Origin of the sequence: Aurantimonas sp. A2-1-M11 (assembly GCF_036549475.1) — a bacterium.
GTDB lineage: Bacteria > Pseudomonadota > Alphaproteobacteria > Rhizobiales > Rhizobiaceae > Aurantimonas.
Genome location: NZ_JAZHLI010000108.1, coordinates 1 through 8,713 on the forward strand (window position 1 = coordinate 1; position 8,713 = coordinate 8,713).

At 59.6% G+C, this 8,713-nt stretch carries 9 protein-coding genes and 2 pseudogenes; 5 read left to right on the forward strand and 6 right to left on the reverse strand.

The window, feature by feature from the left end:
• Positions 1-260: 260 nt before the first annotated feature.
• On the forward strand, positions 261-596 hold the full coding sequence (locus tag VQ042_RS23715; RefSeq protein ID WP_331822748.1) for a hypothetical protein: 336 nt from the start codon (positions 261-263) through the stop codon (positions 594-596).
• 209 nt (positions 597-805) lie between these two features.
• On the opposite strand, the gene VQ042_RS23720 is transcribed toward VQ042_RS23715, so the two are convergent.
• From VQ042_RS23720 to VQ042_RS23735, 4 genes are read right to left on the reverse strand one after another with little or no spacing between them, the layout of a single operon-like run.
• Positions 806-2,092, reverse strand: coding sequence for a TRAP transporter large permease (locus VQ042_RS23720; RefSeq protein WP_331822749.1), 1,287 nt, complete (start codon positions 2,090-2,092; stop codon positions 806-808).
• Positions 2,089-2,682 carry a TRAP transporter small permease gene (locus tag VQ042_RS23725; protein ID WP_331822750.1) on the reverse strand — a complete coding sequence of 198 codons (594 nt, stop codon included), beginning with the start codon at positions 2,680-2,682 and terminating at the stop codon, positions 2,089-2,091. Before VQ042_RS23725 ends, VQ042_RS23720 begins: the two co-directional genes overlap by 4 nt.
• Before the next feature lie 49 nt (positions 2,683-2,731).
• On the reverse strand, positions 2,732-3,712 hold the full coding sequence (locus tag VQ042_RS23730) for a TRAP transporter substrate-binding protein (RefSeq protein ID WP_331822751.1): 981 nt from the start codon (positions 3,710-3,712) through the stop codon (positions 2,732-2,734).
• A 37-nt stretch (positions 3,713-3,749) separates the two neighbouring features.
• A complete protein-coding gene (locus VQ042_RS23735) occupies positions 3,750-4,643 on the reverse strand; it encodes a phytanoyl-CoA dioxygenase family protein (protein ID WP_331822752.1) in 894 nt (297 codons plus the stop codon).
• Positions 4,644-4,739: 96 nt separating this feature from the next.
• Between VQ042_RS23735 and VQ042_RS23740 the strand changes: the two genes are divergently transcribed.
• Positions 4,740-5,753: a LacI family DNA-binding transcriptional regulator gene (locus tag VQ042_RS23740; RefSeq protein WP_331822753.1), complete on the forward strand. Its 1,014-nt coding sequence runs from the start codon at positions 4,740-4,742 to the stop codon at positions 5,751-5,753.
• Between the two features lie 113 nt (positions 5,754-5,866).
• Here the strand turns inward: VQ042_RS23740 and VQ042_RS23745 are convergent.
• Positions 5,867-5,995 (reverse strand): annotated as a pseudogene (locus VQ042_RS23745) (ISAs1 family transposase); the annotation flags it as partial.
• A gap of 249 nt (positions 5,996-6,244) precedes the next feature.
• Here VQ042_RS23745 and VQ042_RS23750 point away from each other — a divergent pair.
• Together VQ042_RS23750 and VQ042_RS23755 are read left to right on the forward strand one after the other, a co-directional pair.
• Positions 6,245-6,898 carry an ISAs1 family transposase gene (locus tag VQ042_RS23750; protein WP_331822754.1) on the forward strand — a complete coding sequence of 218 codons (654 nt, stop codon included), beginning with the start codon at positions 6,245-6,247 and terminating at the stop codon, positions 6,896-6,898.
• Positions 6,804-7,319 carry an ISAs1 family transposase gene (locus tag VQ042_RS23755; RefSeq protein WP_331822756.1) on the forward strand — a complete coding sequence of 172 codons (516 nt, stop codon included), beginning with the start codon at positions 6,804-6,806 and terminating at the stop codon, positions 7,317-7,319. Before VQ042_RS23750 ends, VQ042_RS23755 begins: the two co-directional genes overlap by 95 nt.
• Here VQ042_RS23755 and VQ042_RS23760 read toward each other — a convergent pair.
• Positions 7,244-7,498, reverse strand: a pseudogene (locus tag VQ042_RS23760) (IS5/IS1182 family transposase); the annotation flags it as partial. The gene VQ042_RS23755 and the pseudogene VQ042_RS23760 overlap by 76 nt on opposite strands.
• A 278-nt stretch (positions 7,499-7,776) precedes the next feature.
• Between VQ042_RS23760 and VQ042_RS23765 the strand changes: the two are divergent.
• On the forward strand, positions 7,777-8,463 hold the full coding sequence (locus VQ042_RS23765; RefSeq protein WP_331822755.1) for a CBS domain-containing protein: 687 nt from the start codon (positions 7,777-7,779) through the stop codon (positions 8,461-8,463).
• Positions 8,464-8,713: the final 250 nt, after the last annotated feature.

The following is an 8,713-nucleotide window of genomic DNA, read 5'->3' on the forward strand; positions in this document are numbered from 1 at the left end:
ATCGACGCATGCTGCGATGCCTGGAACCGCGCCACCAAAGATCAAGCCCGCATCCGGTCCCTCTGCAACTATCCCTATATCAAAGCGGTCAGTACATGAGCTGGTCGGTATGACACCCGGCGAGTCGAGCGGCGGATCGGTGGCAGCCGTCGCGGCCGGGCTCTGCCGGTGGGCATCGGCACCGATGGTGGCGGCTCGACCCGGCGGCCCGCGGCCTATTCAGGCCTAGTCTGGTCGGCTTCAAGCCGGGGAACGGCCACGTGCCACGCGCCGACGGCCTACCGCAGGTTCTGCTGGACTTCGAGGTCATCGGCACCTTCACCCGCTCGCTGCGCGATACGGCGCTTCTCGACACCGTGCTCGCCGGTCCCGAACGGGTCGATCCCCGCTCGCGGCTACGACCCACCTCACAGAGAGTCGACCGGCCGCAGAGCATCCTGCTGGTCGAGCGGATTGATCTGAGCTCCGCTCTCGGACAGATAAGTTCCCGTGACGCTGCATTTCTGAACAGGGCCGGCGCAGAAATCCTTGCGAGCCCGACCGATTTCACGCCTGAGGCGTCGGCCTTTTGCAGAGTTGTGGATTCGCTAAGCTGACGGCCACGGCAGGCTTGAACGATCCTCTTCGTAGCAGCGATGCCCGGTGCCTCCCGCGTGGCGCCGGGTTTTGTCGTTCAAATTACAGCCCTGCCCCTGCCAACTGCGCGGATTGCTGAATCGATAGGGGACGCGGCGATTTGCAGCGGCTTTCGAAGGATGAACTGATCGATGCAAGGCTCCTTATTATTTCGGCACATCCGATCAAGTCAGTTTCCGCTCACGAGATTTGGCAGCCAGAGCACGAATTCTGGCCAGTATGTGACGAGCATGAGCGCCCCGAACAGCGAGACATAGAACGGCAGCATCGCACGAACGATCTCGGCAAGGCTCACCTTGGCGATGTCCATCATGATGAACAGCAATACCCCGAAAGGCGGCGTAGTCGCGCCAATCAGCAGGTTCAGGACCATCACAACGCCGAAATGAACTAAATCTATGTCGAGCGCGAGCGCTAGTGGCAGCAGGGCCGGAACCGCGATGAGAAGGATCGCTGTTGTTTCCATGACAAGCCCTGCGAGCAGCAGGATCACGTTGATCATGGCGAGGATCAGAAATGGATTGTCTGTCCAGCTCAGCAGAGTCGCCGCAAGCTCAGCCGGCAAATTGTTGATCGAGACGATCCAGCCGAATGGGATCGCCGCCGCGATAATGAACACGAGAACGCCGACAGTGACGCCGGTTTCTACGATACAACGAAGTAGCTTCTTTATGGTCAGTTCCCTCTGCAGGAACCCGACGACCGTCGCGTAGACGACAGTGACGGCGCCAAGCTCCGTCGGAGTGGCCGCGCCGGAGAGCAAGCCGGCCACCAGCACTACCGGCGCAAGAAGCGCGGGGCCGGCCGCGACAAAAGCCCGGCCGATCGCTTTCGGCTTCGCGCGCGGCGCAACCGGCGCGGTGATGCGGCCGGTGAGCGCCATCCAGTAGATCGTCGCCATCAGGAAGAGGCCCATCATCAGGCCGGGCAAAAGGCCGGCGAGAAAGAGGTCGGCTACTGACGCCTGCGCCAACACGGCGTAGATCACCATGATGACGCTCGGGGGTATGATGGGTCCGATGATCGAAGACGCCGCCGTCACCGCTGCCGAAAAGGCCGGCGAGAATCCGGCTTTCTTCATAGCCTTGATCTCGACGGTGCCGAGGCCGGCTGCGTCAGCCTGCGCGACGCCCGACATGCCGGCGAAGACGATGCTGGCGACCACGTTGACATGGGCGAGGCTGCCCCGGATATGGCCGAACAAGGAAAGCGCGAAGGTAAAAATTCGCGTGGCGAGCCCGCCCCTATTCAGAATGTTGCCGGCGAGCACGAAGAGCGGAATCGCGAGAAGCGGAAAGCTGTCTAGGCCGGACGCCATCCTTTGCACCACGATCGTCAGAGGAACCGGGGACGCGAGAAGGAGATACGCGACCGAGCTACCGATCAGGGCGAAAGCGAGCGGCAGTTCGATGATCGCAAGGCAGGCAAAAAACAGGAACATCCATCCGACGCTCATCGCGGGCTCCGATCCAAAGCGTGCTCCATTGCTTGGAACTCAGCTTCATCCTGCTCATCCTGCATGGCCATGATCGGCGCTTCCGGCGCTCCGCCGGCAGCTTCGTTCAGACTCGCGGCGAGTTGATGGATGCAGGTGAGGGAGAGTGAGGTCGCCGCGACCATAAACGGGACGGAGAAAAACCAGGCGGCCGGGATATCGACCGGCAGTGATATTGTCGAACGGCGCATCTCGATGTCGATCGCCGCCCAGATCGACGGAGCAAGTACTGCGAGTATCGTCAGGATGATGACCGCATGCGTCGCGCGAAACAGCGCCTGTCTTCGAGGGCCGAGAGTGGCGACGACCGTTTCGATGTTGACATGCCGGCGATATTTGAGCGCAAGCGAAGCACCGAGAAATGTCGCCCAGATGAAGGAATAAGTCGCCAGTTCCTCAACCCAGATCAGCGGCAGATCGAAAAGATACCGTGATACGACCTGGACCGAAATATTGATGACGATTGTCAGCAACAAAAGAACGATGACCGCCGCTTCGATCCAGCCAATAACGGCAAGGGCGCTTCGCGTGCGCTCCAGAATACGATTCATCTGCTGGTCTCCCGCCGGAAGCGCGCCGCGCTGAAGCGCGGCGGCGAGTTCAGTCGCGAAGGTCGCGGATTTGTTGCCAGAGGCCGGCGCTCCAGACACCGTCTGCCTCCATTGTCTCGACGCCGGCGCGAGCTTTCTCCGCGAAAGACGATGCGTCCACTTCAACAACCATTGCGCCTTCATCTGCCATCTTAGTTATGATGGCGTCGGTCTCGGATTCCGCCTGGGAACGGGCCCATTGGGTGACTTCAACGGCAGTATCAGTGAGGGTCTTCTGTTGATCCGGCGTCAGGCTCTCGAAAGTCTTGTCGTTGATCGTGATCTGATAGGTTGAGACCAGATGATCGGTGCGCATGACGAAGGGCGCCGCCTGATGGAACTTCGCCGCGTAAGCGCTGCTGACCGGTCCTTCCGTGGCTTCGAGCGTGCCGGTCTTCAGCCCTAGAAACACTTCGCCCCACGCGACACGCGACGGTTGGGCGCCAAGCGTCTCCCATAGCAGAAGATAGGTCTTGATGTCCGGAACGCGCATCTTCACGCCCGAAAGCTCGCCCGGATTCTTCAGCTCCTTCACCCCGAACAGCACACGCGGTTGGGTCGGCGCCACGGCGAGAACCCTGAGGCCCTGCTCCTTGCGCAATTGCTCCGCCATATCCGCGTAGAGATCGCTGTCGATAAAGGTCTGAACATGGTCGTTGTCGTCGAAGGTGAACCCCCAGTTCAGGATGCTGAGATCCGGAACCCAATTGGCGTACCAGCCTAGAACGTCGCCATAAAGATCGGTTGATCCTTGCATGACCTGCTGGATCACATCGACGTCGTTGCCGAGCTGCTCGCCCGAGATGAAGTTGATGGTGACTTCACCATCTGTGCGCTCGGTCACCAATTCGGAGAACTTGGCATTCGCCTTGTCAAGCATGGAGCCGACGGCGTCGGAGCCGCCGAATGTCAGCGTAGTTTTCGCGTTGGCGGCTCCGCCAATCATCACCGCCGCAACGACGGCGACCACGGACGTGGCTGATATTTTCATGGTTTTCCTCCCAAGGGTTTTCAGTCTTTTGAGTCGCTTAGGCTGCGAACGCGCTTTTCGCTCCCCCGCTTTTCTGCGATTTGAAGATTGAACTGGCATCGGAGGCGGGCGGAAGTGGCAGGCGCACCGGATTCGTTTCGATCCGGGGGGAGAGCACCGGCTCGCCGCAGATCATTCGCTCCCGGAGATCGTCCCACATGGCCTGCTGCCCGAGCCGATGGATGTAGGATCCGGCGCCGAGCAACGGCCAAGCATCGGCGGAGCAAGCCTCAAAAAACATGATCATCCGCGCTCGGTCGCTTCGGTTCGGCGCGGACCCGTGGAGCGTGCGCGCGTGGTGGACGGACATGTCGCCCGCCTTGCCGGTCAGCTTGATGGCCTTGTCGAAGTGGAATTCCGGATCGTCGGGATTCACCGCGCCGCAGAAGACGCCGTTGTTGTGATGGCTGAGCACGGGTCCTTTGTGGCTTCCCGGAATAACCATCAGCGGCCCGTTCTCCTCATCAACATCCTCAAGCATAAGCCCGAAAGCGAGCATGTCGTCATTTGTGTGGGGATAAAACGCCCAATCCTGATGCCATTCAACTGCGGCTCCCCCGCCGGGCGCCTTGGTGTTCAATTTGGTCGTCTGAAGCGCCACGTTCGGCCCAAGAAAATCTGTGAAATAGGATTTCATTCGGTCGGATCGTAGCGCACCGTCAAAGATCGGATGCTGTTTATGCGGCACCTTAATTCGGGTCAGGCGCGGCGTCTCTGCTGAATGCCCGTCATCGAGATCGTACACATCGTCGCTCTCGGTCAGTGCTCGTGAGCGTTCGATAAACTCAAGCGCTGTGTCGCGAATGGCTTTGATCTCATCCGGTCCGATGGCGTTCTCGATCAGCAGATACCCATCCGTGCGATAGCGTGCGATTTGCTCGGCGCTCAGCATTTCAACCTCCCTACTCAGCTTGCCTAACAGGAGAGTGTTATCGATAACACTATCCTGTCAAGGGCGCTGTGTCGCCATAACATGTAAGGAGACAGAATGAGCGACACCCCAAAATGGCGAACTATGCAGGACGTGGCGCGCGAGGCGGGCGTCTCCACGATGACCGTCAGTCGCGCGCTAACGGCGCCCGAAAAGGTGGCGGCTGAAACCCGGGAGCGGGTATTTCGCGCCGTCGCCAAACTTGGCTATGTTCCAGATCAGGCGGCCGGGGCGCTTTCCTCGCGGAAAGCCCGGCTAGTCACGGCGCTGATCTCGACGCTGGGAGGATCGATATTTGCGGAGACAGCCGCCGGACTGGCACGAAGCCTCCGAGAAGCCAACTGTCAGCTGCTTCTGGGGGCGACCGATTATTCCCAGCAGGGCGAAGAAGAACTAATTTCAGTCGCGCTTGGGCACCGGCCGATCGGCGTCGTTCTGACTTCCGAAAATCACACGGCGGGCGCTCGCGATAAACTCCGGGGCTCAGGCGTCCCTGTCGTCGAGTTGTGGGAGTTGCCGGACGACCCTATCGACATGGCGGTAGGATTCTCGAACTATGATGCCGGTTGGCATATGACACAGTTCGTTCACGAACTTGGCTATCGCAAGATTGCAACGATGGGACAACGCGGGCCGAGTGACGAGCGTGGACGGCGCCGACAAGAAGGTTACGCTGACGCAATACGGGAACTTGGCCTGGGGCCGCCGCGTATCATCCATGATGAAGGCGGGCTTGCCGCGATCGAGGCGGGCGCGCAAGGCCTCGTCAGGTTGCGCGATCAGTGGCCTGACACGGACGCTGTTTTCTGCACTAGTGACGCTGGCGCGCTCGGCGCGATTTCAGAGGCGCGCCGCTGCGGCCTCTCGGTGCCAAAAGACATTGCGATCGCCGGATTCGGTGATTTCGACTATTCTGGTCCCGCTGGGCTTGACCTCACAACATTGCGAGTTCCCGGTTTTCGAATGGGAGAAGAAGCCGGACGTGTTCTTCTCGCGCGGCAATCCGGGGAAATCTGCGGCCCTTGCGTCGTCAATGTCGGTTTCGAAGCCGTGCGCCGTGCTACCGCCTAGTCCCCCAGGGGAATCGGGGGAATGAACTCAGGGTTTGATGAGGCTAACGAGGAATTCGTCGTTTCATGCTGCGGTCATTCGCCCGAGGCGCGGTGAGTCCTTTCCGGGGCTCTGCGGATGAGATTAATGGCCATTTGCCTGATCGTAGTGAAGTTCGCGGGTGCGTTTTCTGTTCGCAGGCGGCATTCGTCGTCGCGGAAGACCATGTCCATCACCCAGTGCAGGCTGTTTTCAATGCTCCATGGTCGCGGATCATCGGGCGGATGGAAGATTCCTAGACAGTGCAGGACTGGTCCGCGACAATCGCATCCATCGGGATCTCGTGCTCCGATGGGTAGATCGTCTCGATTCCCGCCTCGGCGCAACCGAATCCGATGATGTCGAACTTCGATCGAACTTAAAGGCAGGGCAATCGGGTGAAGAAGGTGATGGCAAACGGCTGAAGAGCTGAATCTGTCGATCTCCTCTGTTTCGTGCGGAAGGAGATTTCGATGGTGGAGAACGACGGCGTTTTTGTCGCCTTGGCGGAGACGACGGTATTTCTTCTTATTTCAAGGAGATGCCGGATCATCGGCAGCCGGGCATGGTTCTCTCCTGCTCGACGAGGTGCTGCTCCTTTGCCTGCTCGCGGTTCTGGCCGGAGCGGAAGCGTTCACCGACATCGCGAGGTTCCGCTCGATGCGCACGCCTTCCGGCGCTGCTTAGTCGCGCGGGTTTCGGAGTTGACCAGAGCGCCGGCGGAGTTCATCGCCATCGGCGGGAAGAGGTCGAAGGAGCCGATCCACATGGTCTCGGCCTTCGCTGCCCGCCAGCGCCTCGTGATAGGGCAAGTCGCGGTCGCCCAGAAATCCAACGAGATCGTCGCCATACCCGCTCTTCTGGGCGTGATGGCGATCGAAGGGGCCGTCGTCACCATCGACGCCATGGCGCGCAGCGAAGCATCGGCCACAAAGATCATCTCCTCAAAAGGCAATCAGGGAACGCTGCACGAAGACGTGAAGATATTTTGTGGCGAGCAGCAGGCCAGCGGCTTCAAGGGTATCGACAAGAATGCCGATTACATCATTGCCGGTGCTCAGCCGTTTCGAGACGGTCGACGCGGACCATGGGCGGATCGAAACACGACGATATACTGCGATCCATGATGTGGAATGGCTACGCGAACGACATGACTGGTCCGGGCTGAAAAGCGTCGTCATGGTCGAGAGCCAGCGCGAGATCGACGGCGCGACGACCCGCCAGACGCGCTTCTACATCACCTCTCTGACCCTCGAGGCCAACACCGTCGGCCCGATGATCCGTGACCATTGGAGCATTGAAAACAGCCTGCACTGGGTGATGGACATGGTCTTCCGCGACGACGAATGTCGCGTGCGAACAGAAAACGCACCCGCGAACTTCACTACGATCAAGCACATGGCCAGCAATCTCATCCGTAGAGCCCCCGGAAAAGGACTCACAGCGCCTCCGACGAATGACCGCGGCATGGCGGCGCCGAGCGTGATCCGCCGCGGCCTGTTGGCCCGGGGCTCGATCATATGCAGCGCCGCAACCCGCTCGGCATGACCGTCGGCGAATGTCAGGCATGCGTCGACCAGCAGACCGTGACGGTTCGTCATCAGCCCATGCCCCATGAAGCACAGCTTCGCCTCCTTGCCCTTGCCCTTCTTGTTGAGTGTGGCCTCCAGGTCGGTGGTCGAGGCATGCGTCTCGTTCGTCCGCTCCTGGCCGTGGAAGTCGCCGAACCCGCGCCTCCAGATCCACGTAGCTGAACAGCTCGCCCGTTCGGTTGTCGTCGCCCCGCATGCCCCGATCTCCGAATCCCTTCGAAGACAATGAATCATCTCAAAGCCCTGCGGCGAGCAACTTGTTCACAGCCTGATAGTGGCACTGAATTTGCCAGAGACGCTCGTGGACATGCGCCGACCACTCTTTGCCCTGCCTATTTGGTCATTTGGCTTTGAAACATTGCTAAATCTGCCCCGAATGGTAAAGTATTTTAGCATGTAGGTGGGAGGACGTAATGCAGGCCAAAGACGTTATGACCGATGAGGTCATTACTGCCCGCCCCGGTGCTACCGTAACCGACATAGCCGAACTGCTTCTGAAGCATCGAATTAGCGCGGTCCCGATACTGAATGAAGCAGAGCGGGTCATTGGGATCGTGAGTGAAGGCGATCTCGTGCGGCGCATCGACGATACTGCCGATCAAGGATCTTGGTGGCTCAGATTATTTGCGAGTCCAGAATCGCCGGCCGCATACGTTAAGCGGCACGGCCGTCGCGCGGAAGAAGTCATGACGCGAAATGTGATTTCGGTCGCGCCGGAAACGCCCTTGGGTGAAATCGCTCACTTGCTGGAGCGCAAACGCATCAAGCGGGTGCCCGTCATCGACCAAGCCGGACGGCTACTAGGAATCATAAGTCGGGCCAATCTTCTGCAAGGTCTCGCTGTCACCAAACCGTTGTCCGGCATACAACGCAGCGATGAAGTTTTGCGCAAGCAGGTTTCTGAGGCTTTGAAGGCGGCACCCGGATTCGTGTCGACTGGCGTGAATGCGACAGTAACAGACGGGCTCGTTGAGCTTTGGGGGATTGTTAGGACAGATGATGAGGAGCACGCTGCCCGTCTTGCTGCTGAAAACGTTGATGGCGTGCGTGCGGTAACGTCCAATCTCAGTCGAATGCCGCCTTATCTCGGCGCCGACTAATCGCCGATACTATGACGTCGCTGGCACTCGCTAGCCATCGCGCTTGTTCGGATCGTCTTCGTCAATCCATACAGGCACCCGCTTCATCTTCCCTTCGGCAACGAAACCATCGGCCCACAGCGTGTGATCCAGAGAGCACGGTGAACCGCCCCGGGTTTCCCGGAGACCTCATTTCCTGAGAGAATGGGGTCATCATGACAAAATCGACATCGAAGAGATATTCGCCGGAGGTCCGTGAGCGGGCTGTCCG

Excerpts from the sequence above, each read along its gene's own strand:
- VQ042_RS23720 (WP_331822749.1), bottom strand. The coding sequence starts at position 2,092 with ATGAGCGTCGGATGGATGTTCCTGTTTTTTGCCTGCCTTGCGATCATC.
- VQ042_RS23725 (WP_331822750.1), bottom strand. The coding sequence starts at position 2,682 with ATGAATCGTATTCTGGAGCGCACGCGAAGCGCCCTTGCCGTTATTGGC.
- VQ042_RS23730 (WP_331822751.1), bottom strand. The coding sequence starts at position 3,712 with ATGAAAATATCAGCCACGTCCGTGGTCGCCGTCGTTGCGGCGGTGATG.
- VQ042_RS23735 (WP_331822752.1), bottom strand. The coding sequence starts at position 4,643 with ATGCTGAGCGCCGAGCAAATCGCACGCTATCGCACGGATGGGTATCTG.
- VQ042_RS23740 (WP_331822753.1), top strand. The coding sequence starts at position 4,740 with ATGAGCGACACCCCAAAATGGCGAACTATGCAGGACGTGGCGCGCGAG.
- VQ042_RS23750 (WP_331822754.1), top strand. The coding sequence starts at position 6,245 with ATGGTGGAGAACGACGGCGTTTTTGTCGCCTTGGCGGAGACGACGGTA.
- VQ042_RS23755 (WP_331822756.1), top strand. The coding sequence starts at position 6,804 with ATGCCGATTACATCATTGCCGGTGCTCAGCCGTTTCGAGACGGTCGAC.
- VQ042_RS23765 (WP_331822755.1), top strand. The coding sequence starts at position 7,777 with ATGCAGGCCAAAGACGTTATGACCGATGAGGTCATTACTGCCCGCCCC.